Here is a 26892-nt window from a genome sequence, read left to right on the forward strand (position 1 = left end):
AATGTTCAGAGAGCACATGCCAACAAGATGAGGGTCAATGCTACAGTGCCGGTGAGGAACCATACGGCATACTGGCGCACATCACCACTCTGCCAAGGACGAATAGACTCGCCAGCCTCGTTGGCGCCCCATGCCAAGAAGTTGAAAGTACCGTCAACAATGTGGCGGTCGAACCAGGCAATAGGTTTAGAAATGCAACGGAAGATGATACGGTGAGTAACATACTGCCAGATTTCGTCTTGATAGAAACGCTTATAGGCAGCACGATGCAAACGCGGGAACATCTTGTACAGACGATCGGCGACAGGCTGACTCTCACCCTTATATATATAGGTGGCGAGGCAAATACTCAGAATGGCAATGACGGTAGAGGTCAATGCTATCTGTACGTCGAAATGGATGTTGTACTCCTGACCGCTGGCGGTTACAAACGAACCGAAGCTGCCTCCCCATCCTGCAAATCCTGCAATGGTGGTGTAAACACCAACACCAACAGTGATAACACAGAGAATAATAAGAGGAATGGTCATGGTAAGTGGAGCCTCATGTGGAGTATGGTGCTCGTGGGCAACCTTGTTTTCGGTTCCCCAGAATATACCATAGTACAAACGGAACATATAGAAAGCGGTCATAGCAGCAATACCTGTCATAATCCATCCTACCACAGGGCTATAGGCAAAGCAGGCACTGATAATTTCATCCTTGGAAGAGAATCCAGAGAAGAAGGGAATACCAGCAATAGCCAGACAGCTGATGAGGAAGGTAATATGAGTAATAGGCATATACTTACGGAGACCACCCATCATAGCCATTTCGTTAGAATGAACGGCATGAATGATACAACCAGCACCAAGGAACAAGCAAGCCTTGAACATGGCGTGGGTGAAAAGGTGGAACATAGATGCCATGAAGCCCAACTGTGCATGGTTATCGAGCATCGCATCGTGACCTGGCAGACTCACACCAAGAGCAACCATCATGAAGGCAATCTGTGAAATGGTAGAGAATGCCAGCACACGCTTGATATCGCTCTGGGCACATGCCACTGCAGCTGCATAGAATGCGGTGAAGACTCCCACCCATACCACAATGCTCAACTGAGGCTGTGCATATTCTATCCACAGTGGGAACATACGGGCAATCTGGAACACACCAGCAACCACCATCGTGGCGGCGTGGATCAGCGCAGACACAGGTGTAGGACCTTCCATGGCATCGGGCAACCAGATGTGCAAGGGGAACATAGCACTCTTACCAGCACCACCGATGAACATCAGCACAAGAGCGGTAGGAAGAATAAATGTTCCTGCAATCACAGCCTTGGCGGTATTGCCGGCAATGAATGGAGTGGTTCCCGCACCCATCTCGATAGTTCCTGCAAATGAGAAACTGAACGATTCGGTGTAGTAACCGAAGATCAGAATACCGATAAGGAAGAAAAGGTCGGCAAAACGAGTTACGATAAATGCCTTCTTAGATGCTGCAATAGCTGGCTTCAATGGATAGTAGAAACCAATCAACAAGTAAGATGATACACCCACAAGCTCCCAGAACAGATACATCTGGAAGATGTTGGTAGCTACCACAAGGCCAAGCATTGACATGGTGAAGAGACTCAGGAATGCGTAGTAACGCTGGAAGCCTTTTTCGCCGTGCATATAGCCAAACGAATAGATATGTACCATCAGACTGACTGTTGAAATAACGATGAGCATCATCACCGAGATGGGATCCAACAGAATACCCATATCAAAATGGAGATTGCCCAACGGCAGCCAGGTGAAGTTGTAAGGAACAATAGTAGCGAAAGTGCCATCAGCCAGACGGGGAGCAAAGAAATAGCTGAACGCCGTCATATAAGACAACACGGTCACAAGTCCCAACGAAGTGGTGCCGATAAGGCCTGCGACCTTATGCGACAGCTTCATGCCATAGAGTCCCAATACCAGGAACGAGAGAGCTGGCAGAAGCAGAATCAAAAATGTATAACTGTAATCCATCACTTCTTAATTACCATTTCATGTTTTTGATACTTTCAACGCTGTCGCTCTTGAAACGGCGATAGACATTGATGATGATTGCAATCGCAACGGCAGACTCGGCTGCACTTACACCGATAGAGAAGAGTGTCATAAACATACCCTCCATGCTATCAGGATAGAGCATACGGTTGAATGCTGCGAAATTGATATCGACCGCATTGAGCACCAACTCAATGGAGATGAGCATGGCAATCAGATTGCGACGGGTCACAAAACCAAATACACCGATAAAGAAAAGCAGTGCACTCAGGATGAAATAAAATTCTACTGGTACCATAGTCTTAGTCCTCCTTTCTTGATACTACCAATGCACCGATAATACATGCCAACAGGAACAGTGAGATGAACTCGAAGGGGAGTACATACTGATACTTGCCGGCACCTACCAGTGCATGACCGATTTCACGCATGGGAACTTCCTGATCGGGAGTTACCGTACCAATATAACGCGACATGCCGCGCAACATATCATTCTTAAGGAATACCAGCACTACAGTTGCCAAGCCCACAACGCTCAACAAGGCACCCATCACTACACGGCTGCCCTTGAGACGCTCTACCATACCCTGAAGGGTACGTTTGCTAACCAACTGGATGGCGAAGACATAAATCATCGTCACGCCACCAGCATAAACTGAAATCTGTGCTGCTCCCAGGAATGTATAGTCGAGCAGGAAATAAAGACCTGCTACGCCAAAGAGCACAAACAACATAAAGGTTGCGGCTCTCATGATTCGCTTCGTCGTCACACACATCACGGCAGAGCCGAGAATGACGACAGCGAGAATGCAAAACATTACTAAATTAGCCATTGTCTTTACTTCGTTTTAGTGTTAAACTTACCGATAGTCATGCTGGCACCACCTTCCAAGAGGTTGGGCAGAGAACCACCCTGATATACCTCCTTGTCGAGGTGGAGTACCAGACTCTTACGGTCGAATACGGCATTCTCGAAATCGTTGACAAACTCGATAGCATCGAAGTTACAAGCATTGGTACACAACTGGCAGAACATGCAGTCACCAAGGTCGTAGCGATAGTCATCGAGCACCTTTTTCTTCTTGCCGGTCTCGGGATCTTCCTGCATGTGAGAAGTGATCTTAATCGTGCCATTAGGGCAGGTTTTCTCACACAATGTGCAGGCCGTACATTTATAAGTTCCGTCTTCGTTACGCTTGAAGACGAGGCGTCCACGGTGGCGCTTTGCCACGTGGAGCGTAGTTTTACGGTTCTCGGGATACTGCTCCGTAGATTTGTTGGTAAAGAAGTCCTTGAAATATTCCTTCCAAGTAATCTTCATACCAGTCAGGAGCGTCTTTACTCCATGTCCGAGTTCTCCGAAATATGATTGGTTATTTTCCATTTCTATTCTTTACACCTTATTTAATATACCATCCGAGTGCCACCACGATAGTCATCAGCACAAGGTTGATGAGGGCCAGCGGCATGAGATATTTCCATTCAAGTTTCAGAATCTGGTCGATACGCAGACGTGGGAAGGTCCACTTAATCCACATCAGAATCCATACCAAGGCAAAAGCTTTACCCATGAACCATACGATACCAGGGATATAGTTCATCACCTGATCGAATGCTGCTACACCAATGTTAACAGGAGCCCAACCACCAAGGAATACGGTGGCGGCAATACCAGCAATGATAAACAGATTAAGGAACTCTGCCAGATAGAAGAAACCAAAGCCCATACCAGAATACTCAGTATGGTGACCTGCGGTCAGCTCACTCTCAGCCTCTGCCATATCGAACGGACCACGGTTGGCCTCAGCGTTACCGGCAATGAGGAATACGAAGAAAGCGATGAGCGCAGGAATGTGGCCCTGGAAAATCAACCAACGCCAAGGTCCTGTCTGAGCCTCAACGATACCAGAAATCTGCATCGTTCCTGTCAGGATGACAGCTGTAATCAGACAGAGGCACAATGACATCTCATAAGAAATCATCTGTACGGCACCACGCATAGCAGATACCACAGAATACTTATTGTTGGAACTCCATCCTGCAAGGAAGATACCTACCACACCGATAGAAGAAATGGCAGTCAACAGGAATACGCCCACATTGAAGTCGAGCACCGTTGCACCATTGTTCCATGGCAGGAACGAAAAAGCACCTACAGAACCGATAATAACCAGCAGCGGAGCCACGGCATAAAGCAGTTTGTCGGCTTTATCTACAAAGAAAATTTCTTTGATAAGCATCTTCAGTACGTCGGCAAACACCTGCATCAGTCCCCAATAGCCCACACGCATCGGACCAAGACGGCACTGGAAGTAGGCACACACCTTACGTTCCATGAAAATCAGCGCAATGGCAATCAGCGCATATCCTACAAGGATTCCCGCACCAATCAGCACGCACTCTATCAATATCGACCAGAAGTCGCCCAGTCCCAAAGTGACACGAAGCAACTGGTCTATCCAGTTTGTTATTATTGAAAAGTCAAACATGATATTTTACGTTCTTTTGTTGTTTAACGGTCAATGTCGGGAATCACAAAGTCGATGGCAGCACCAGTTGCCACAAGGTCGGCAATCTTCTGACCACGAAGCATAGGATCAAGCGCACCGGTAAGCGAAAGTCCCATAGGACGCATCTTCAAGCGGTAAGGACTCTTGTCGCCACGTGAATCGAGATAGACACCAAACTCACCGCTGGCTCCCTCAACAGAGAAATACCATTGTCCTTCGGGTACCTTGATAATGGGTTTCTGCTTCACATAGAAGTCACCGGCAGGAATATTGTCGATTAGTTGCTCAATAATGCGCAGACTCTGATACATTTCCTGAATGTGACAGGTATAGCGGTCCATTGTATCGCAACCAGTCATAATAATCTGATCCCATTCAACCTTATCGTACATATCATACGGATGGTTCTTACGTACGTCGTTCTTCCAACCAGAAGCGCGACCAGCAGGACCAGTTACTGCATAGCTGATACAATTTTCGAGATCCATCGGACCAACTTTCTCAAAACGATTGTGAGTAATGATATTGTCACCAAACACATCAACATACTCCTGAATCATTGGTTTGAGATACTTCACGAGCGCCTTCACATTCTCCACGAAGTTGGGATCGATATCATCCTGCAGACCACCGATGCGGTAGTAGTTCTGGATGAGGCGTCCACCAGTGGTTTCCTCCATGCAGTTGAGCACATGCTCACGATCGCGCATAGAATAGAGGAAGGCTGTCAATGCACCCATGTCCTGTGCACAGCATCCCACATACAGCAAGTGTGAGTCAAGACGCTGCAACTCGTCCATGATGGTACGGATATACTTGATACGGTCGGTCAGTTCGACACCCATACCCTCTTCTATCACTCCTACCAGCGCATGACGATGCATCATAGCAGAAAGATAGTTCAGACGGTCAGTCAGTGCGAGCGACTGTGGATAAGTATAGCTTTCACACATCTTCTCAATACCGCGGTGGATATAACCCAAGTGAGGATATACACGCTTCACGGTCTCACCATCAACCACGGTCTGCAAGCGAAGCACACCATGGGTAGAAGGGTGCTGAGGACCGATGTTGATGACATAATCGTCGTCGGTAAAGAGTTTATTCTGCTTCGAACAGAGATGACCATCCTTGTCGAGCCAGTATTCCATACCATAGTCAGGCTCTTTATCGTCTTCAAGCACATAGTCATCATTAAACTTCCAATCCTTGCGGAAGGGATGTCCTTTGAAGTCATTGCGGAGGAAGAGACGACGCATATCGGGATGACCGAGGAAGAGGATACCGAAGAAGTCATAGACCTCGCGTTCCAACAGATCGGCAACATGCCAGATATTGGTCACAGTAGGAATCACACTCTCACCGTCAACCACCTTAGCAAGCATTTTCACGCTGCAACGCTCATGGCTGTCGGTATTTTCGAGAATATAGACACAGCCAAGGCCTTCTTCAGCGCCGAAGTCCTCACCAACAATAGTTACAAGATAATCAAAGTGTTTCTTGTCCTTCAAGTTCTGCATCTCTGAGGCGAACTTGTCGAAATCGAATACTAAATGCTCAAGTTTCATGCGTTCTCCTCCTTCTCTTTCTTCATTTGTTCTACAAACTCCTGAGGCACATCGGTCACCACAATAGGTTCACGGCGATGATCACCCAGACGGCGTGCAACGAGTTCCTCGTTTGAAACACCCAGTTCGCGCTCAGTCTCCGACTGTTTGTGATTCGCACCACCGAAGAACTTCTCGATTTTCACCTTACGCTGCAACTGCATCATACCATACATGATAGCCTCTGGACGTGGAGGACAACCAGGAATAAACACATCCACTGGTACAATTTCCTCAATACCCTTCACCACATGATAGCTTGACTTGAAAGGACCACCGCTAATGGCACATCCTCCGACAGCTATCACATATTTTGGTTCAGCCATTTCATCGTACAGACGCTTCAAGGCTGGAGCCATCTTGTGGGTAATAGTACCGGCACACATGATCAAGTCGGCCTGACGGGGTGAGTTACGTGTCACCTCAAAGCCGAAGCGTGCGAAGTCGTAGCGTGAGCATCCACATGCCATAAACTCGATACCACAGCATGATGTAGCAAAAGTCAATGACCAGAGTGAGTTAGAGCGTCCCCAGTTGATCAACTGGTCGAGCGAACCTGTCACAACATTGACACCGCCTTCGTGCAGATCGTCAATAAGTTTCTCCAGTGTGGCATTGTCTTTGAATTCCTCGTAAGGAATACTCTTGATTTTCGGCTTTATTTCCATTCAAGAGCTCCTTTCTTCCAGGCATATGCCAGCCCGAACACTAATACAACCAAGAAGAAGCCGATGCTCAACAATGCTGCAACACCCATCTCCTTCACTACTACTGCCCATGGATAGAGGAAAACAGTTTCCACATCAAACATGAGGAAGAGGATGGCAAACAGATAGAAGCCTACACTAACCGGCAACCAAGAAGAACCATGAGTAGGAATACCACACTCATAGGGCTCGCCTTTTACCTTGTTGTAGCTTCGCGGACCAAGAAGTTTGGCCATCACATACGCTGCCACCACCAATGTAATAGCCGTCACGAGGACGGTAATTAACAAAGTAAAGTTCATAAAAGTTATAATATTATAATATCGATTTTGCTTAGCGCTTGCAAAGGTACTAACTTTAATCGAAACCACGAAACATTTTAGCATCGTTTTCTCGCTTTTTTCGTGCTTTTTCAAATAAGATACTGCCCGCACATTCACATTTCACATCACAAAGGATAAAATGCCACATTTACCGACCGCCAACTATCAAAGTGTAAAGTATCATCTACAACACGCTACCACAGTTTCTATTATCTGCTTACATTTTGCTTTCTCGCATAATTCAAGGTGGCACTACTTTAATTTTAGTTAATTTATGGTAGAAAAATAGGCAACGTCTTTGTTTTTTGAATAATAATTTAGTAATTTCGCAGTCGAAAAACAAAAAAATTCCAAAAACAAAAGAAATATGAAAAGAATCCTAACTCTAATGCTGATGCTGGCAATGGTTATAACCATTTCAGCAGAGAAAAAAGCCAAGTACGTGTTCTATTTTATCACAGACGGAACAGGTGTAAATACTGTGCTCGGTGCCGAGATGTATAATGCCGAAATGCAAGGCCGTATCGGTCGTGTACCATTCTGCATGACCTCATTTCCCATCGTAGGTGTAGCCTCTACATATTCTAACAATAGTGGAGTAACCGACTCTGCCGCTTCCGGTTCAGCTCTCGCCACAGGCGTGAAGACCGAGAATGGTGCTCTTGGTATGCGTCCCGACCTCAAGACACCCGTTACCTCTATTGCCGTATGGGCAAAAGAAGCAGGAATGAAGGTAGGTGTGGCATCAAGTGTTACCATAAACCATGCTACGCCCGCAGCATTCTATGCCCATCAGCCCAAGCGCTCATTGTCCTATGACATTGCCAAGGATATGATTGCTACCGACCTCGATTTCTATGGCGGTTCAGCTGTTGAAAAGGCAGAAGATCCCAAGAATCATCCTGGTGCTCCCTGCATTTATAAAGAGATGGAGAAAGCAGGATATGCTGTAGCTTTTGGTATGGCAGACTATCAGAAAAAAGCCAAGAAAGCCAAGAAGATGTTGCTTGTTCAGGATCCAAAGCACCTGAATCCTGCCTCAGACATATACTCTCTCCCCTACGCTATTGATGTTAAAGACGGCGAGATGACCATCGAAGACATTCTCCGCGCAGAAATTGAATTTCTGATGCGCGACAATAAGAACGGTTTCTTCTTGATGAATGAGATTGGCGGCAAGGTCGATTGGGCATGTCACGGACATGATGGCGCCACAGCATTTGCCGAGGTTGGTGCTGTAGATCGTTGCATCAAGATTGCCTATGAATTCTACAAGCAGCATCCCGACGAGACACTTATCGTGCTCACCGCAGACCACGAAACTGGCGGTTTAGTACTTGCCAACAACGGTCTCTATGCTTTGAACCTCAAAGCTCTGGGCAACCAAAAAGTAAGTATCGACGGATTCACACAGGTTCTCCGCAATCTCCGCAAGCAGACTTCCAATAAAGTAACATGGGAACAAGCCAAGCAAGCTCTGACCGACAACTTCGGTTTCTGGACTGCATTGGAACTCACTAAGGACGAAGAGGCATCTCTCCAAAAGGTATGGCATGAATCTTTCGAAGGCAAGGCAGAGGATGTGAAGAACGAATACACAGCCAATGAACCCCTTGCTGAAGAAGCCAGACACATCATCAACACCAAAGCTCTGATCTCATGGAGTACAAACGGTCACTCTGCAGGTCTCGTTCCTGTATATGCTATCGGTGTAGGTTCTGAGCAGTTCATGGGTCACAACGATAATGCCCAGATTCCTGTCAAGATTGCCAAGGCAGCTGGATACAATATTCCAGGATATCTGAAATAAGAGAAAATCACTTATCAGACTCCACCACTTGCAGAGTCGATAGATGATTGAAATACAATTCCCCAAACAACAATCCCAAGTGTCAAGCACTTGGGATTGTTAGTTAATGCAACCTAAAATAATATCAAACCGTGCGCTCGATGATTTCGAGACACATACGGCTATTGTGATAAGGACACTTCCAGAATCCGGCTTTGTCATCATCCAGATTCAAAGTACCATCTTTACGACGGCTCCAGTGCCACTCGCCATTTTCATTGTCTATAAGGTTCTCCTTAATATATGTCCAACAGTGTTGTGCTTTCTGCAAAGCAGACTCGTCACCGAAATACTGATAGATATTAAAGAAACCTACCACTGCTTCAGCCTGTACCCACCAATGGAGGTCGCTATCCACATAGCCAGTGTCGAGATTAGCTTCATGAACCATAGAACCATCGGCATTAAGTCCTTTCTCTGAAGCTTTCGCCACCACTTCAACGATGGGCTCCACCTTCTTCAATACTTCAGCATCACCCAATACAAGGGCTGCCTCATGAATAAGCCATGAGCATTCGATATCATGTCCATAACTCTCCAATGCTCCTGCACCACGTTTCCAATCCATATCGAAGAAAAGATCGAGATGATGAGTTTCAGGATTGAGGATACGGTCTGTGAAGATATCTATCAGATTATGCAGAGAAGCCTTCAGCTCATCTGATTTCCATACGCGGTACAGATTGGTATAGGGTTCGATGATATGGAGATGGGTATTCTGCGACTTAGGATAGTTGGCATCAAGTTCCGACAAACGCATATCGGCAATCGGTTGCCAATCTCGTGTCATAGCCTCAATATAACCATTATATTCATGGTCGAGAGCATGTTCCTCAATGCATCGGTAGAGATCAATTGCCACTTTCAATGCCTCTGCATCACCTGTTGCACGTGCATACTCCGACATGCCGTAGATAGCAAACCCAATGGCATAAAACTGTTTCTTGGTATCAAGAGGTTTGCCGTTGCAGTCAAGACTCCAATATACGCCACCATATTCAGGATCAATAAAATGATCGATGATATAATGCTTAGCGCGACTGGCAGCCTCTAAATATGTTTTATCGCCCAACACACGATAGGCAGCAGAGAATGCCCATAGGATACGAGCATTAAGGATAGCCCCTTTCTCGGCATCGGCATGCAAATGTTCATGTCCGTCGATACGTCCATAGAATCCGCCATGCTCTTGGTCCACCATCTTGTCGAGCCAGAAGCGCAAGATGTTCTTCTGTAGAACATCCTGCATTTCTGTTTTCATTGTAGATACAATATTACTCATCGTTATTTCTTAATTGGGAATTTATAGGCCAACAGCATCAGCAGCAAGGCGATTGCTGCGGGGAACAGAGAGAATAGCGACCATACCATAGTCAGCACCGAATCGGTAACAGAAGCTGGATCGATAATCGTATTGCCAAAATCGTCTGTAATCATATTGGCACCTGCCCAACCAAGCAACAGGGCAATCAGCGAACCAGAGATAGCCGTACCAAACTTCTGCGACATAGTACCTGACGAGAAGATCAGTCCTGTAGCCGAGGTTCCGAAGTGTTCTGTATGATAGTCCGCCACATCGGCATACATAGACCAAAGCAATGGTGAATAGATACCGATACCCATTGAAGTAAGGATCACCAGACCAACCATCACGCTGATATATGCAGGATCCATTGGTATGAAGAAGAATGCTACCGATGTAACCAGGCAGAATACCGCAGCCCAGAAGAATGCCATACGTTTTGATCCAACTTTCTTGGCAAACCAAGGAGCCACGCCACCGAATACCATACAGGTAACTTCACCGAATGCCATGAATACTGTGAAGTTGATAATCAAGTTATCGATGGTCACATTGCCATGCAGACAGTAGTCAAACATATATCCAGCTACTGCGTAACGGAATCCGTTGAAGAAGTTGGTACAAACAGCCATGGCAGTCATGTAGAGCCATGCCTTGTTGCGAACAAGGTCACCAAACTGTCCAAACGAGAATTTTTCAGCTCTTACTGGTTTCAGACGCTCTTTAGTAAGCAGTCCGCATGCCAGCGTCATGATGGCAGCAACTGCACCCAGTACAGCGCCAGTCACGGCATACTGATGTGCTACACTACCTCCAATCCATTTCTGGAGATAGGGAAACGAGAGCAGGGTGGCAAATCCCATGGCATACGCCCCAATCATGCGATAGGCAGAGAATTGGTTTTTCTCGTTGTCATCTTCTGTCATCACACCCAGCAACGATCCGTACGGTACATTGACCATGGTATAGATCGCCATCATCAGCAGATAGAGGGTATAAGCATAGATGCGCTTACCCATATCTCCGAAATCAGGTGTAAAGAGCAGCAAGGCGAACACCAGTCCGAACGGAATAGCTCCGAAGATGAGCCAAGGGCGATAGGTGCCCCATCGTGACTGTGTTCTGTCAGCAAGACTTCCCATCAAGGGGTCTGTTACGACATCGAACATACGCGCTACGAGCATCAGCACAGCGGCATCAGCAAACGACAAGCCAAACACATTGGTAAAGAACAACGGAAAGGCGATAGACATCACTTTCCATACTATGCCACCTGCAGCGGCATCACCCAGCGCATAAGCAATTTTTTCCTTAACACTTGCCATAAATAATAAGGTGTTTATTTGTTCAACGACTTGTTTTTAGCCACCAGTTTTTTGATGGTTTCCACACTAAACTGTGTGCGGTATCCGTCAGCAGGTGTGTTCATGCAGTAATCCACCAAGCGATCGATGGTAGAAGTAGCCACATGCATGCGAGTATCGGAAGAAGCATAGTAGATGAACACTTTGCCATCTTCGTCGGCTATCCAACCATTGGTAAACACAACGTTCATCACGTCGCCGATATATTCCTCACCCTGTGGTACGAGCAGATATCCGCCTGGTTCTGCAATGACCTTTGTAGGATCTTCCAACGAAGTCATATACATATAGAGCACATAGCGCAGGCCGCTTGCACATCCACGTACACCATGGGCAAGATGCAACCATCCTTTATCGGTCTTGATGGGATGAGGACCTTCACCGTTCTTCACCTCCTGAATGGTGTGATAGTGGCGTGCGTTGATAATCTTCTCTTCTTTGATTTCTGCATGGGTGATGTCATCAACAAGTGCCCAACCGATGCCACCGCCTGAACCGGTATCGATGAATCCATCCTGCGGACGGGTGTAGAAAGCGTATTTACCCTCTACAAATTCCGGATGAAGCACCACATTACGCTGCTGGCTCTTGGTTTTCAAGTCTGGCAGACGTTCCCAGTTGATCAGATCTTTGGTACGTGCGATGGCAGCCGTAGCAGTAGCAGCGCTAAGGTCGCCGGGCTGAGCATCGTCGTGACGCTCGGCACAGAATACGCCATATATCCATCCATCCTCATGGGCGGTAAGACGCATATCGTAGATATTGGTAGCGGGAATCACATCTTCAGGCATCGTGATAGGCTCATCCCAGAAGCGGAAGTTATCCACGCCATTGGGACTTTCTGCCACAGCGAAGAAGCTCTTGCGGTCTGCACCTTCCACGCGAACCACCAACAGATACTTGCCATTCCATTTGATGGCACCAGAATTGAGGGTAGCATTCATCATGATGCGCTGCATCAGATAGGGGTTATCCTTTTCGTTAAAGTCATAACGCCACTCCAACGGAGTATGTTCTGCAGTAAGAATAGGATTCTTCCAACGGTCATAGATACCGTTACCCCACTCTTCCATTTCATTTTTCTTGGTCAGCAGCGCCTCATGATGAGCACGCAGAACCTTTACTTTTTCGTCAAAATTGCTCATTTTGTTTTGATGATTTATTGTTTTATTATTATTTAATTTTCTTAATATCTTTCAGAAAGAGCGTATTCTCAGCCTCATAGAGTTTCATAAAATCCTGTGCACAAGGCAACGAGGGAGACGGTCCGAAATATTCTTCCTTATAGTTGCGCCAAAGCAAGAAGTAACTGATGGGATAGCGATCCATTACAGGTTTCAACACGCGCGTCCACCAAGTTGCATCAGGCATATTCTTCAGTCCACACTCAGTCATGGCAAGCAGTTTACCGTTGCGCTTAGCAAAGTCGCTGAGGAAATTGAGGTCGGCTGTAACCTGGCTTACGAAGTCGGCTTCTGTCCCCCATTGGTAAGCATCTTCACCAATCAGCGTCACTCTATCATTACCGGGATAACGCAGCAGGAATCGTTCTTCGGTCCATCCGCCATCAAGGTTTGGCGAATAGCTCCACAACAGATTGTCAAGTCCTCGACCGTTGAGATAGTCTTGCAACATATTCCAGAGTTGGCGATATTCGGTATCGGTACAGAGTTTCTGTCCCCACCAGAACCATGATCCGTTATTTTCATGCCATGGGCGGAAGATGATGGGTACGGGTTGTCCCTTCTTGGTCTTCAGGCTGACGAGGAAATCGCCTACGCGCTGCATCCATGTTTGGAATTTAGCATGACACTTTCCACCTGGCAATATGTTCTTTACTACCGTAGAGTCAGTAACATCCCATGCTGTTCCTCCCGTAAGTGGGTTGCGTGGGTGCCAACTGATGGTAACAATACCTCCACGTTCGTAGTGAGCAATGAGTTCATCGTGTATGCGAGTAAAGGGCACACTATCGAGATTTTTCTTGTCGTCCATCTCTATGCCTCCGAGATCAAATCCCATCAAGGCAGGATAGTCGCCTACGGTTTCAAGCACATCACTTCGGTTTTGTTCCCATTCCCATGTCACTCCATAGAAGGGATCATCCTGATGTGCCATCATGTAACCTTTGGGTTGCAAGAGGCGCAACCGCTGTTCCAGTTGTTTGCCGCCATCAATTGTCTTCTTTGCCATGATTTGTAGTGGGCAACCTGCCAACATCAAGGCTGCCATGGCTATCATTGTCATCATCTTCATGGTTTGATATTCATTTGAGTGAGCAACCAGTTTTCCCATTCATCCCATTGTTCCTGATACCAGAAATGGGCTGTCTGCTGATAAGGCGTGATAGACTTCGGACCTTTCACTATATTATAGGTCGCCCATGCTGTAGTGGGTGGCACTACATCATCATTATATCCAAAGGAGAACCATCCGGTTTGTGCATTGGTGATGCGGCGTGCAAAGTTCACTCCGTCGTAATAGCGTGAAGTCTCGATTTGTTTCTCCATTCCCTTGCCTTTGTTCCAATAGAAATAGTGGGGCCATCCGCAAGCCACGCCTTTCAGCGAAGCGGTATGGTCGCAAAGTGCTGCATGCACGGGAGCGTAGAATGTGATGCGGCGATCGAGTCCGGCTGTTGCCAACGAGAGGAATCCGCCCTGACTTGAACCAGTCACACCCAGTTCTTTGCCGTTCCATGGTGTGTATTGTTCGATATAGTCGAGTGCACGAATACATCCCAACACCACATGTTTATAGTAGCTCTTATCGCGATTGTCCATGCCAAATTCCCAATATCCGTTGAGTGCACCCTGTCCGAGGTCGTCATAAACAGACTGCTGCATGGTAACGGGAATGCCATGAATACCTATTTCGAGCGTCACGGCACCTTTCGATGCTGTATAGATGTCGCCACCATAGGGGCGCACACCTGCACCAGGCACACGGAGCAAAGCGGGATACTTACCCGGCTTTACGGGTTCGCAGAGGATGCCATAAGTGCGTGATCCCCAGCGCACATTCTGGAAGCTCACTTCATAGACGTTAACGTCTTTGGTGCAACGTTCTGGCAATAGGCGCTTGGTAGGATTGAGGTCTGTATGGCGTGCTTCGCTAATGGCATTCTGCCAGAACTGGTCGAAATCGGCAGGATTGACCGTTGTAGGTTTCAACTGTTCGGGTGAGAAGGCTGCTGAACATGCGCCTTTATATTCCTTACCTCCGATAGTGGTCTTCACATCCACGCGGTAGAATCCGGGTTTGCTCATCTTGCCCTTCACGGTCAAGGTACCGTCTTTAAGCACTACGGCGGTTTTCTTCACATCTTGATACATCTCCGGCCCTGCCTCATAGTCGATAACGGCTCCGGCAAGGGGTGTTGCCGATTTGGTAACAGAGATACGGAAAGTTGCGGTCTCTCCTACTTTGTAGGTCCAATCCTGATGATCGGGCACTACGTTGACCTGGATATTGTAGCCTCTGATTTGGGCTGCCACAGGCAGCACGCAGACAGTAGCCAGCAACAGCAGGAGTGTCTTCATAAAATGTTTCATGTTCTTAGTATTTGGATTTTTGTTGTATTATCTTAATGGTTCGTGGGGAGTGTCACGACATTACTGTCGCTCATAGCGCTCTTCCACCAAGCATCGCTACACATGGTGTCTGTAGAACCTTGCTTGCCTTGGTACCACACCATGAAATGTCCCCATTTGGCACCAGCAGTCCAGCAGTTGCCGATATTTCCCTGCTCGCCATTATCACTCTTACCACATTCACCCAGCACAATCATCTTGGTGGGATAGGCAGCTTGCAGTTCGGTAAATTCCTGTTTGTTTTTCTCCACACTACAGCCATAGAGGTCGCGTGCCACCATATCTACATATTGGTCACCCGGATACCAGTCGTTATCTTGGTTGTACTGTGTGGCGTCGCCGTTAAAGTTTTGTGAGGTCCATATCCAGATCAGGTTTTTCACTCCTTTCTGTTTGAAATAGTCGAACATAGCAATCCAGAGTTTTTTATAGTTGGCAGATCCTTCTGCACCCCACCAGAACCAGGCTTTGCCCCAGCTGGCACCAGATTTCAAGGTAGCATTTCCTGCACCTTCATGGAATGGGCGCCATGTCGCAGCAATTCCTGCATCTTGCAGTTTCAACAAGACAGCCGCCACTTTATCCATTTCCTGATAGAACCACTTGTTTTCCCACGTGCCTTCTTTCAGCGCATTAGAGGCTTTGAACGTGGTTTTTGTAGGATCACAAGTCACACCAGAACCATCCATCTTGACTTCTGTATTCTCACTTGTAGGCACATTGAAATGCCACATCAACTGAACAATACCGCCTTTGTCTGCCCAATTCTTTACGGGAGTAATGTCGTTATAATTAATCCATCCGTTACTACCCTGATTAGGCACATAGATATGGATAAAGTCGAAACAGTTCATGGCGGGATATTTACCTGTCAGCGCCTTGACCTTATCGGCAATTTTTGTATTCCAGTTCACATCAGCCATCACACTACTAATCACCTTTTTGCCATACAGACCCTGGAAATAATCATAGAGATCTTTTACCTGTTGGGTTTGTCCTGCCACGAGAGTCTTTGTGATGTTGACTGCGGGAGTTTTGTAGGTTGTGAAACTGAAACTGTAGGCTGCAGTAGTATTTTTCACCAATCCGGCAGGAATGGTTATAGCTACAGTAGTGCCCTCATCGGGGCAATTAGCTTTGATAGTGAGTGTACGTGCAGAACTCTTCAGACTCTTTACCGTACCGCCGGCAATCTGTACTTTGGCAACATCAGTAGAAGTCAGCGTGATGTTCTGGTCATATTTCACATCGATAGTCACATCACCCACAGCAATATCTTTTGCACCATTTGCAGGTGTGACCGATACCACATTAGGAACTGTTGGTTGATTACCACCACCGACATCATTAGGATCGTCACCACCACATCCCACTGCCAATACGGCAGCAGCAAACATCATTAGAAGTTTTGAAATTTTCATGATTTATATATTTATATTCTCGTTTTATGTATTTCGTAATATTCGACTGCAAAGTTAGTGGTTTTTTCTGAAATAGACCGATACTTTAATGACTAACTCGCGTACTATTACTTTTATCTTTCAGATTACACAATTCAACCTTGTTATCAACTGAATTTAAGTCCCATTCTTCACATGCCTCATCCCGAATCCATCCCGAAAGCATCCCGAAGAAAAAGTATCATTACACCTATTATTTTTCAGATTTATGAAGTGGTAGAGAAATAGCGTCTGAACTCAAATCGCATACAGGAATTTTAGTTTTCAAAAAAATTCGACCACACGACCACAGACCTGTGCATCGCGCTGTTGGTCAGTATTTTAAGTGGTGGTCGAAGCTATTTATATCGACCACCCTTCGACCACCGCCAAAATTTGTCGAATTTTACATCTCAGCCCAATATGCGTATTGTCAGATATCTCCAAACCTTTGGCAAAAGTATTGTCCAACGTTAGGCAATAGTATTGCCCAACGTTAGGCAATGGTATTGCCCAACGTTAGGCAAAAGTGTTTTCAAACGTTTGGCAAAAGTGTTTTCAAACGTTTGACAAAGGTCTTTTCAACGTTTGATAAATGTATTATCCAACGTTTGATAAAGGAGTTATCCAACGTTTGATAAAGGTATTATCCAATATTTGACAAAGGTTTTTGCAATATTGCATAATAGTTCTTATCTGCTAACGTAAAACAAACGGGGAACAGTAGGAACTTTGGCTTACATCGTAAACAGGTGTTTGCAATCGATTTACGGTGGTCGATGGGTGGTCGATACAAACGCCTTCGACCACCACTTAAAATACTGACCAACAGCGCGATGCACAGGTCAGTGGTCGAGTGGTCGAAATTTCACGAAAACTAAAATTTCTGTACGCGAATACCTCAAAATCAAGAAGAGGCGCATCCTCGTCGGATGCGCCTCAATTCTTTATAATCAATTACTTAGAGTTTACTCAATAGTAATCTTCGTAATCTTCACGTTGTCACCATTGGCAATGAACGTACCGCCCCAATTCTGCTTCTTGTATGCAGCGTCAAGCATTGCTTGCGTGAGGGTAAGCGAAACCTTACCGCCATTGGCTGCGAGATCGCATGCTGTGAACTTTCCATTATCGTCATTGCCAGGATTAGAGAATCTTGCATAGGTTCCTCCCCAGTGACCTTCAACGATTTCAAGCTGCCAATTGGTATCGGTTGGAGTAATGTAGAAGTTGATAGTCTGACCAACAGAAGCATCAGCATCCTTCAACTCAGCACCTCCATCAGAGAGGAGATTAGGCTGGTTGCCCCAATCGTCGGCAATGGCCTCACCTGTCCACAAAGTTGTTTCCACAGAGATATGCTCTACAAGAGCCACCTTGGTAAGGATAAAGCCAGCACCGCAGATAACAAGACCTTGATTTTTATCAGACAGTTTGTCTATCATAGCCTGTGTGAGTACAAGACGATATTCCTTGGCATCATTAGGCATTGAGATGTTACCATCGTTGTCAGAGCCAGCCAGTTCTTTGGTACCAGGCAGAGCACCCCAACCATCGCCACAAGCAAAGCGCATCTTACAGTAGCCAATAGCTGGATCTACACCAAATGTCACAACGAGTTCGGTTCCTGGAGTTACCTGACTCCAATCATAACCACCCCATGACAAGGCAGTAAAGCCATTTGCCCAGTCACCAGAAGAGTGTGCACCGGTCCAGATCACTGTAGTAATCTCGGTATTGGGGATGAAGTCAATCTTATAAGTAATCTCGCCATTTGAAGAAATAAGGCGAACACTTGTACCCTTCTTAGCATTATCAGGAGCACCAACAGTCAACGTGTTACCGCTTACAATGAACTGGCAAGCTTTTCCGGCGATTTCCACACCTGTAAGCTTGTCGCCATTAGCAATAGGCAATACGAAGGTCTGACCTGCATGAAGTTCTGCATCTTCACCAGGAAGTTCTGTAACATAACAGAATACTGCCTCATTAATGGTAAGTTTAGGAGCGTTTATCGTAACACCATTGGCAAGTTTCAATACAGGAGCGCCAGATGCTGCTGCCATAGGAACTTTGACATTCAGAGTAGTACCATCAGCAGAAACTGCATCTTTCTCTACGGTTGCTTCAGCACCACCGAAGTCAACGCTCTTCACGAGGTCAAGGTCGGTACCGATAATTTGGATAGTAGAACCAGCACTTGCAGGATTAGCATTGTAACCTGTTGCGGTTGGCTTAACGAGAGTGAAGTCAACTTCTACTTTCTGACCATTTGCCATCACGAGGCGGAGCTTGCCTTCGGTAGCTGTTTCAGGAACGGCTGTCACAACAACCTTATCGGCAGCTACGCTGATAGCTTCGCCAGACAGAGCGTCAGCATTGTCAAACTCTACTGCTGTTACCAGATCCATATCCTTACCAGAGATGGTCAGCGCAGCACCAGCTTTCACAGGAGCAGGAGCAGCTACACAGTCAGAAGGCTTAACAGTTTCAACCATAGCAGCAGGTACCTCTACGTCTGATTTGCAGACGAGATCGATAGCTCCATCGGGAGCTTCAGCAGGCAGCACGAACGAGAGGCTCTTGCCATCTTCAGCAATAGTGAATTCGGTAATCTCAACACCACCAACCTTAACGGCTTTGATCAGCTGCATATAGTCACCAGTAACGGTTACGGTTTCACCAGCCTTGGCAGTAATAGTACCTTCAGCGTCAACCTCGTTGCGTCCCTTTACCTTAGCAACGGTAGGAGTACCAACGATGAGACGGTCGTCGCTCAATACAATCTGATAGTCGAGTTTTGCAGCATCGCCCACGGTAAGGTCAGCGGTGTAGAACTGCAGTTTACCGGTCTTGGCATCCTCAGGAACCTTCACCTTGATGGTGTAGCGGTCGTGCTGGAGGAAGTCTTTTTCGCTGACAACCACGTTGTCGGCAAAAGCCATAGAGTGAATCAGGTTGAGATAACCATCCTCGTCACCCTTGATTTCAATCACATCGCCAGGCATTGCCGATGGAGTGATGCTCTTGATAACGATACCCTCAGTATAGGTCAGTGTAGATTTGGTAGTAATCTCCTGGTCGTTGTTTGCCACAAGTACTACATTACCTACCTCAGGACCATCGTGAGGAACGGTTACACGAATTTCACTGGGAACACCGGCCTTCACCACTTCGATAGTGGTAATAGCATCAACACCAGGAATGCGTACTTCGCGAATCTGGTCGAGGTTGCTACCGATGAAGCGCAACTGACCGCCACGCATCACAGGAGAAGGACCGAAAGCATTGAGCGACACACCACCTTGATACTGGTTGGTGTCTAAATCGTCGTTGCTGCACGCTGCCAGTGACAGCCCCATAAGGGCCATCACCAACAGGGTGAATATGTTATTGATCTTTTTCATAATATCCTTTTAGTTATTGATGTGTTATTTGTTAGGAACCACACGGAGGTTGTCGTAACGGAAGATCGGGGTACACTTCGTGCCCTGAACACCACCGTTGATAGGCCACATGATGAAGCTATCGAAACTTGAGATGCTCATTGGAGACGGAGCTTTGGTACCATCGTCGTTATAAACGAACTCGGTGAGAGGAATAGTTACTGTGATCCACTCATCGCCAGTATCGAACGAACCGGTTGACTTCCAAGGATTGTAGAGTGCACGAGGCAGGTCCTTACCACCATCAGCAGAAGTATGGATGTAAGTATTGTTCTGCCAAGAGTCGTTTGCACAGAGCTTATTGTTCACAAAGAGAATCTGGAGTGCACCGGCAGACCAAGGATTGCTTGATGGGATGTAAAGCTCAAACTTGAACGACATATTCTCCCAGTCAGAGAAGTCGATGATGTTGCGCAGAGGCACACCGGCACCTTCCTTGATGCTCATAGGATCTCCGTTCCAGTTACCACACCAGAATGGGAGTTTCAATCCTTCAACCCATCCACCTTCTGTTTCAACAGGACCTAACTGACAGTAAGCACCGCTAATACCACCTTCGGTAGAGTATTTAGCATCAATGTTCCATCCCTGAGGTATAACACCCTTAGGACCTGCATTGTTAGGACCGTCAAAGTCGGTAATGATGTTACGGCTGTCAGCATAATAGAATGATGAATTTCCTTCACCGTAAATGGTAGAAACCTTGATGCGACCTTCTTTTGCTCCCTCTGGAACGATGAATGAGATAGAAGACTGAGTAATCTTCTTGATATTCTCACGAGGAACTTCAAGATTCATTGAGTTGTCGATACCTGTGAAGGTCAGAGTCAGTGGCTGGTTGGGGTCATCTACAAAGTACTGACCGTTGATCTGAGCCAATTCACCTACATGAACATATTCACACTTCATTGAAGTTACAGCAGGTTCTGGCACCATCACCTTGAAATCGTATGTAGTGGTATCCTGACTCTTGTTGACCATATAGATCTTACCAGTGTTGCTGGCAGGAATCTGGTTTGGAATAGTTACCAACATGGTATGGTCCGTGATATAACTGGTGTTGAGCACAGCCTTCACATCATTGAAATACATTTCCTTGATGCTGGTCAGGTTGTTACCGACAATACAGATACCCGAACCGGTGTATGCCGAAGTCAGCAAAGAGTCCTTTGCGGCAACATCCTGTGGGCGGATATAACTGATCGTAGGATTACCATCGGTCAGTTCGAATTTATCTGGCTCATCTTCACAAGCGGTGAAACCCAAACCCAGGGTCACAACGCCAATTGCAAGGAGAAACCGTTTCATATTTCTTTTCATAATATCTTTCTGTTTCTTAAATTACACATTAATAAGAATAGGTTGCACGGATGTCAACATGTACACTTGGAGAACCAGTAGCCAAATTCGGGTTCAGAGCAACGTCCTCTGATGGGAATGGCAGTGTGAAGCTGTTGGCTGTCACATTGGGAACTTCTGTATCATAGTCATATTCAACCTGTCCGTCGGTAGTGGTGAGGTTCCATGTACCAGACTTGTAGTATGCCTTATACAAAGGATCGCAGTTCCAGAGACGGTTACGGTGCTGAGCCTTAAGTTCGGCAATACAGCTGTTTACATCATAGTATGCACGACGTACGAAATCATACCAACGGTCGCCTTCACCAGCAAACTCCAGACGACGCTCCTTCCAGATCATGTCGAAGTTGAGCGAAGTAACGGCAACGGCAGTAGGAATAGCACGCTGATGAACAGCATTGAAAGCATCAAGAGCTGATTGCTCACTGCCACGACCCAGCAGCGTCATAGCCTCAGCGTGGATGAGATATACATCAGAGAGGCGGAGAATATGGGTTGCAAGAGCTGATGCCATACGTCCGTCGGCAATACCCATTTCAGCCTGGTGGTCTGCTGCATCACCGTAGAGATGCTTCACGTTGTTAGAACCGCAAGGACCTTCGAGCTGCTCTGTTGCAGAAGCATTGTATGACTTGTCATAGATGAATTTAAGATAGTCGAAACCACCCTTGTCACGCCAGAAATAAGCGTACTTATCGCCAGCAATCATCATGGTAGCCTTACGACGGGTGTCGATATCGGCACGGCTTGCAGGGCTCTGCCACTCTACCAGACGAGAATCCTTGCCTGTACCATCAATCTTGATGACACCGAAAGCTTCCATCAGGTCGGTAGAAGGACCACCCCAGCCTCCCCATACAGAACCAACCTCACACATGCCTTCGATAGCAAGGTCAGATTGCAATGTGTTCTGGCTAGTCCAGTGTGCACCAACAGTCCAACGCCAAGCAATCAAGCTTTCAGGGCAAGTGTTGTTGGAACCACGGAAGATGTCTTCATAGTTGTCCATGAGTTTACGACCGGAGTTATCGATCACGTCTTTTGCATAGTCTGCAGCTTTCTGCAAGTCTTCGTTGTTGAGCGAACCACTCACACCTGCCTTGGTCAGATAAACCTTCGACAGAAGACCTTCTGCGCAGTAGTAGTCGATACGACCTGGATCAGATGATTTGGGCAACAGCTCCATAGCCTTCTCCAAAGTAAGGATGATATACTCATAGACGTCAGCTTTCTCCACTTTCGACAATTCATTGTATTTGCCAGATGCCAACATGGCAGAGTTGTCGTGAATGATGGGGACATCGCCGAAGGTACGAACGAGGTAGAAGTAAGCCATGGCTTTCCATGTCAGACACTCTCCCATGCACTGGTTCTTTACTTCCTGTGAAGCAGAGGCACCTTTCAGAGACTCATATACTGTTGAGCAGTGACCAATCTCAGCCCACAGTGAATATGACATATTGACGAGGTCCTGGTCAGTACCGTTTACTGAGAAGTTGAGGTAAGGAGAATTTCCCCAGTACATATTGCCAGAAAACACCTCACCCACCTTGATGAAACCACGTTGGAAGTCATACCAGGGAGAGTTGTAGAGATAGTTCACACCAGCAATACATGCTTTATCAGAACCATAGAAGTTCTCGGTGTTGTAGTTATCCTCCGTAGGACGATCGAGGAAGTCCTCACAAGAGGTTGTCAGGAACGATGCGGTGATCAAAGCACCGATTCCCAAAACATTTTTCAAAGATATATTAAAATTCATATTGTGTTCTGTTTAGGAGTTATCAGAATGAAACATTAAGACCAAAGGTCCATGATGTTGGTGAAGGATAACGACCATTATCAAGACCAAACACATTGGCACTGGTAGTAGAAGCACCAACTTCAGGATCGTAACCGTCGTAACCGGTGATAGTGAAGAGGTTGGTAGCAGAGATAGTGGCACGAACGTTTTCGAGTCCAATCTTACCTACGAGTTTCTTATCGAAGGTATAGCTGAGGCTGATGTTCTTCAGGCGAAGGTATGAACCGTCCTGAATGAAGCGTGAGCTCCAAGCGTCGTTGTCGTTCGGGTCGTTGATAGAAGCACGTGGGTAACCACCGTTTCCTGTAGCAACCACATTAGCAATGTTGTTGTACCAACCATCGGCATAAACGCCATCGGCAGGAGCCAGATGAACACGACCGTTGACGTCGGTCAGCTGGTTGGTCCATGCAGAGTTCATGTGAGTAAGCTTCATCTTGTTGTAGTTACCGACCTTGTTGCCTACAGAACCATTGATGAATACGGTCAGATCCCACTGCTTGTAGTGGAATGTGTTGTTCCAACCAAAGGTGAAGTCAGGCAGCGGAGAACCGATATTGGTCTTATCCTTTTCGTCGATAACACCGTCACCGTTCACATCTTTATATTTAATATCACCTACGAATGTGGTGTTGCGTGAGTTATACTTGGTAGGATCGGTGCTCCATTCTGCCTTGGTCACATTACCGTTTTCGTCACGTTCTACAGTAACAGGGTTGTTTGACTGCAGGGTGTTAACAGGTGAGTTGAGCAAATCTTCAAACGAAGTATAAACGCCTTCAACCTCATAACCATAGAAGTTGTAGAGTGATTCGCCAACTACTGAACGTGCAACGACGTCAGTCCACTGTCCATAACCAAGGAGAGCGGTTGAGTTAGAGAGGCTCTTCAGTTTGTTCTTGTTGAAAGAAATCTGGAAATCTGAACCCCAAGAGAAGTTCTTGGTTTCGATAGGACGGGTATTGAGGGCGATTTCAAGACCTTTGTTCTCGATGTCACCATAGTTTCCGTAAGGTGCAGCAAGTGCTGAAGAACCGTTACCTGATGTTCCCATGAATGAAGGAAGAATCAGCTGCATCAGCATGTCTGAAGACTTCTTGTTATAATAATCGACAACGAGGTTGACGCGGTTGTTGAAGAAACCGAGGTCAAGACCGATGTTCCACTGTTCCTGAGTTTCCCATTTGATGTCCAAGTTCTTGATGTTAGCAGGACGATAGCTGGTGCCGAGACCTGTTTCCATTACTGACATGGCAGATCCCCATTTGTAACCACCGATATTTGAGTTACCGGTCTGACCCCAACCGAGACGGAGCTTACCATTGGACAGCCATTTCACATCCTTCATAAACTTCTCGTTGGTGAAGCGCCATGCAGTAGCCAAAGAGTGGAAGCCTGCCCAACGCTTGTTAGGACCGAAGTTTGAAGAACCGTCGTAACGATAGGTGTAAGTAGCGAGGTAACGGTCATCGTAGTTATAGGTTTCACGAGTGAAGAATGAAGCCATGGCAGTAGAACCGAATCCGCTACCAATCTGAGGATCACCTGTACCAAGAGATGGATTGTGTACTACATCGCTGGGAAGAGCGGTGTTGAATACAGATAGGTAGTCATACTTCGACTCCCATGCTTCCTGACCGACCATGGCGGTGAAGCTATGTTTGCCGATAGAACCATTATAGGTCAGATAGTTCTTGAAGGTCCAGTAGGTGTTGGAGTTCTTCTGTGAACGTGCCTCGTTCTGCTCTACGTTGTAGTTTCCGAGATGCATAGTGGGGTTGAAAGTCTCACCATGAGTCCATCCGAGATCCCAACCAAATTCAGTATGCCAGGTCACGTTCTTAATAGGTGTTACATCGAAGAAGATGTTACCATTCAGTTTCTGACGTTTCAAAGTAATATCGTTGAGCAGCGCCATAGCGATTGGGTTGGGGCTGGTGAATCCCTCTTTGCTCACTGATGAGTATCCGCCATCGATATTATAAATCTGGATATCAGGAGGTGTGGTCAGCGAATACATGATAATACCCTCTTCACCGTCAGCTTTCAACAGATCTTCATCGGTCTGGCTGTAGGCAACGTTAACACCCATCTTCAACCATGTCTTCAGCTGGGCGTCGATATTGGCACGAAGTGAAATACGCTTAAAGTCAGAACCGATGATAGTTCCTTCCTGGTTCATGTAACCAGCGCTGACATAGTACTTCATCTTATCAGTACCACCCTGAGCACCAATCTGATGCTGGTGCTGGAAAGCAGTGCGGAACACAGCATCCTGCCAGTTGGTACCCTTACCGAGTACTGAAGGATCAGAATATGCAGGGTCTGCCTTTGTGATTTCTCCCTGAGCAACAAGGTCGTTGTAATACTCTGCAAACTCGCGGAGGTTCATCATGTCAAGGCGTTTGGTCTGACGTGACCATGTGGTAGAACCATCATAGGTGAACTTCGCTTCACCGGCTTTACCACGCTTGGTTGTGATGAGCACAACACCGTTGGCACCTTGGGCACCATAGATGGCGGTTGCAGAAGCATCCTTCAACACTTCCATGCTTACGATATCGCTGGGGTTGATGGTTGACAATGGCGAAATGGTTGAAACCGAACCGTTACCGAGCTTATCGCCCAATCCGTAGTCGGCACCAGACTGACCTCCTGACTGGAAGATCACACCGTCAACAACATATAGAGGTTCTGCACCGGCGTTGATGGTAGCTTGACCACGCACGCGAATAGAAGAGGCAGAACCAGGAGCACCTGAAGTCTGTACGGCGGTCACACCAGTAACACGACCGGCAAAAGCCTGGTCGATATTGGTAACATTTGCATTCTTAAGTGCTTTTTCGTCCATGGTAAACGAAGCACCGGCAAGGTCGCTTTTCTTCATCGTACCGTAACCAACGACTACGACTTCATCAAGCATTTTTTTGTCTTCCTCCAGCGTAATGCTATAAGAGGTTTTGCTGTCAACCTTCACTTCCTTGGTAATGTAACCGATGTAGGAAATGACGAGGGTCTGACCTGGGTTAACGTTAAGTGAGAATTTACCGTCGAAATCGGTAGCAACACCATTCGATGTGCCTTTCACCACTACACTTGCACCAATCACAGGACCCATAGCATCGCTAACAGTACCCGTGATCTTCTTGGACTGTTGAACTGCCTGTACCGATGCTTCGGCATGAGCAGCCATAACTGGCGAATACGCGCCCAACAGTGAGCACGCACCCATCAACAGCGCAGTCTTTCTGATTTTTTGATTCATACTTTTAGGTATTTTCTTTAATAAAAATGAATTAACATCGTGTTAGTAAATTGTTGAGAATCATATTCTCTTGTCGTAGCCAAGTCCACCGGACCCGCATACGCTGGAGTATCATTTTGGTCTTTCTGCTGTAATTATTTTAGGACATTTAATATTTATTTTTTATTTCTTTAAGTTTTCAATGTACGGTAGTGATATCAAATCACGTTGCAAAATTAGCATATAAAAACGAGATTTGATAATATTATAATGCTTAAATATAATACTATTTCACCACTATGTTAAAAAACACCAAATAATTT

General features: G+C 46.4%; 19 protein-coding genes. 1 reads left to right on the top strand and 18 read right to left on the bottom strand.

The window, feature by feature from the left end; translation table 11 throughout:
• Positions 1 to 5 precede the first annotated feature (5 nt).
• Genes nuoL through CIK89_RS07235 form a run of 8 tightly spaced genes read right to left on the bottom strand, consistent with a single transcriptional unit; the run spans position 6 to position 7147 of the window.
• Complete coding sequence (gene nuoL / locus CIK89_RS07200; protein ID WP_158214990.1) at positions 6 to 2000, bottom strand: NADH-quinone oxidoreductase subunit L; 1995 nt, start codon at positions 1998 to 2000, stop codon at positions 6 to 8.
• A gap of 10 nt (positions 2001 to 2010) precedes the next feature.
• Complete coding sequence (gene nuoK / locus CIK89_RS07205) at positions 2011 to 2319, bottom strand: NADH-quinone oxidoreductase subunit NuoK (protein WP_094390705.1); 309 nt, start codon at positions 2317 to 2319, stop codon at positions 2011 to 2013.
• Between the two features lie 4 nt (positions 2320 to 2323).
• On the bottom strand, positions 2324 to 2854 hold the full coding sequence (locus tag CIK89_RS07210; protein ID WP_094390706.1) for an NADH-quinone oxidoreductase subunit J: 531 nt from the start codon (positions 2852 to 2854) through the stop codon (positions 2324 to 2326).
• Between the two features lie 5 nt (positions 2855 to 2859).
• A complete protein-coding gene (locus CIK89_RS07215; protein ID WP_094390707.1) occupies positions 2860 to 3405 on the bottom strand; it encodes a 4Fe-4S dicluster domain-containing protein in 546 nt (181 codons plus the stop codon).
• 16 nt (positions 3406 to 3421) lie between these two features.
• Positions 3422 to 4510 carry an NADH-quinone oxidoreductase subunit NuoH gene (gene nuoH, locus CIK89_RS07220; protein WP_094390708.1) on the bottom strand — a complete coding sequence of 363 codons (1089 nt, stop codon included), beginning with the start codon at positions 4508 to 4510 and terminating at the stop codon, positions 3422 to 3424.
• Between the two features lie 23 nt (positions 4511 to 4533).
• Entirely contained in the window at positions 4534 to 6099 is a 1566-nt protein-coding gene (locus tag CIK89_RS07225; protein WP_094390709.1) for an NADH-quinone oxidoreductase subunit C, read from the bottom strand.
• On the bottom strand, positions 6096 to 6806 hold the full coding sequence (locus CIK89_RS07230) for an NADH-quinone oxidoreductase subunit B (RefSeq protein ID WP_094390710.1): 711 nt from the start codon (positions 6804 to 6806) through the stop codon (positions 6096 to 6098). The genes CIK89_RS07225 and CIK89_RS07230 overlap by 4 nt, the downstream gene beginning before the upstream one ends.
• Positions 6797 to 7147 carry an NADH-quinone oxidoreductase subunit A gene (locus CIK89_RS07235; RefSeq protein WP_094390711.1) on the bottom strand — a complete coding sequence of 117 codons (351 nt, stop codon included), beginning with the start codon at positions 7145 to 7147 and terminating at the stop codon, positions 6797 to 6799. Before CIK89_RS07235 ends, CIK89_RS07230 begins: the two co-directional genes overlap by 10 nt.
• Before the next feature lie 388 nt (positions 7148 to 7535).
• Between CIK89_RS07235 and CIK89_RS07240 the strand changes: the two genes are divergently transcribed.
• Positions 7536 to 8978, top strand: a complete 1443-nt coding sequence (locus CIK89_RS07240; RefSeq protein ID WP_094390712.1) for an alkaline phosphatase — start codon at positions 7536 to 7538, stop codon at positions 8976 to 8978.
• Positions 8979 to 9102: 124 nt separating this feature from the next.
• Here CIK89_RS07240 and CIK89_RS07245 read toward each other — a convergent pair whose 3' ends face one another.
• The 10 genes from CIK89_RS07245 to CIK89_RS07290 all read right to left on the bottom strand — a co-directional run bounded on the left by CIK89_RS07245 (position 9103) and on the right by CIK89_RS07290 (position 26590).
• The gene (locus CIK89_RS07245; protein WP_305775610.1) at positions 9103 to 10278 is read right to left on the bottom strand and encodes an AGE family epimerase/isomerase; all 1176 of its coding nucleotides are present in this window, start codon (positions 10276 to 10278) and stop codon (positions 9103 to 9105) included.
• Positions 10279 to 10301: 23 nt separating this feature from the next.
• Positions 10302 to 11645: an MFS transporter gene (locus tag CIK89_RS07250; protein ID WP_094390714.1), complete on the bottom strand. Its 1344-nt coding sequence runs from the start codon at positions 11643 to 11645 to the stop codon at positions 10302 to 10304.
• Between the two features lie 14 nt (positions 11646 to 11659).
• Entirely contained in the window at positions 11660 to 12829 is a 1170-nt protein-coding gene (locus CIK89_RS07255) for a glycosidase (protein WP_094390715.1), read from the bottom strand.
• 28 nt (positions 12830 to 12857) lie between these two features.
• Complete coding sequence (locus CIK89_RS07260) at positions 12858 to 13940, bottom strand: glycoside hydrolase family 26 protein (protein WP_158214991.1); 1083 nt, start codon at positions 13938 to 13940, stop codon at positions 12858 to 12860.
• Entirely contained in the window at positions 13937 to 15226 is a 1290-nt protein-coding gene (locus tag CIK89_RS07265; protein WP_094390732.1) for an acetylxylan esterase, read from the bottom strand. The genes CIK89_RS07260 and CIK89_RS07265 overlap by 4 nt, the downstream gene beginning before the upstream one ends.
• Before the next feature lie 44 nt (positions 15227 to 15270).
• On the bottom strand, positions 15271 to 16698 hold the full coding sequence (locus tag CIK89_RS07270) for a glycosyl hydrolase (protein ID WP_254046640.1): 1428 nt from the start codon (positions 16696 to 16698) through the stop codon (positions 15271 to 15273).
• Between the two features lie 986 nt (positions 16699 to 17684).
• Positions 17685 to 20123 carry a hypothetical protein gene (locus CIK89_RS07275; protein WP_094390717.1) on the bottom strand — a complete coding sequence of 813 codons (2439 nt, stop codon included), beginning with the start codon at positions 20121 to 20123 and terminating at the stop codon, positions 17685 to 17687.
• A 24-nt stretch (positions 20124 to 20147) separates the two neighbouring features.
• Positions 20148 to 21482, bottom strand: coding sequence for a glycan-binding surface protein (locus tag CIK89_RS07280; RefSeq protein ID WP_094447515.1), 1335 nt, complete (start codon positions 21480 to 21482; stop codon positions 20148 to 20150).
• Between the two features lie 28 nt (positions 21483 to 21510).
• Entirely contained in the window at positions 21511 to 23283 is a 1773-nt protein-coding gene (locus CIK89_RS07285; protein WP_094390719.1) for a RagB/SusD family nutrient uptake outer membrane protein, read from the bottom strand.
• A 22-nt stretch (positions 23284 to 23305) separates the two neighbouring features.
• The gene (locus tag CIK89_RS07290; RefSeq protein WP_094390720.1) at positions 23306 to 26590 is read right to left on the bottom strand and encodes a TonB-dependent receptor; all 3285 of its coding nucleotides are present in this window, start codon (positions 26588 to 26590) and stop codon (positions 23306 to 23308) included.
• Between the last annotated feature and the right edge of the window lie 302 nt (positions 26591 to 26892).

Source organism: Prevotella sp. P4-119 (genome assembly GCF_002251345.1).
Lineage (GTDB): Bacteria > Bacteroidota > Bacteroidia > Bacteroidales > Bacteroidaceae > Prevotella.